The sequence below is a fragment of the Pandoraea sp. PE-S2R-1 genome (assembly GCF_002179865.1).
GTDB lineage: Bacteria > Pseudomonadota > Gammaproteobacteria > Burkholderiales > Burkholderiaceae > Pandoraea.
Genome location: NZ_NGUR01000076.1, coordinates 1 through 490 on the forward strand (window position 1 = coordinate 1; position 490 = coordinate 490).

The 490-nt window shown below is 68.0% G+C and carries 1 protein-coding gene; it reads left to right on the top strand.

Translation table 11 applies throughout. The features are described from left to right. On the top strand, positions 1–490 hold a 490-nt coding region (locus CDV44_RS28150), incomplete at both ends, for a hypothetical protein (protein ID WP_170936128.1).

The window sequence follows — 490 nt, forward strand, 5'->3', positions numbered from 1 at the left end:
GGCCGGTCTCGGTGTGCGCATGGCGGGCGATCTCGCATCGACGACGGGCGACCTCACGCTCTCGTCGGGCGGCGATCTGACCGTGGCCAACCATGCAGCGCAGCAACAGGTGCAGATGACGAGCGCGGGCAACGTCGCGCTCAGCGGCACTGGACTCGGCGAGACCGGCTATCGACTGACGGCGACCGGCGATGTGACGTCGGCCGGTTCGCTGCAATCCGGTAAGGCGATGGACGTGCAGGCGGGCGGCAATCTCACGCTCGCGAACCTTCAGTCGAACGGCGACACCGCGTTGAGTGCAACGAAGGCACTGGCGCTGAAGGAGGCGCAAATCGGCGGCAATCTGTCGCTCGCGACGCAGGACGGTGCGCTGGGCGACATCCGTCTGACGGGGCCGGTGACGGTGGGCGGCACCCTCGTCGCAAACGCCGCGCGCAGTCTTGTCGTCACCGACAGCACGGGCGCGAACGGCAATGTGTCCGTCATCACC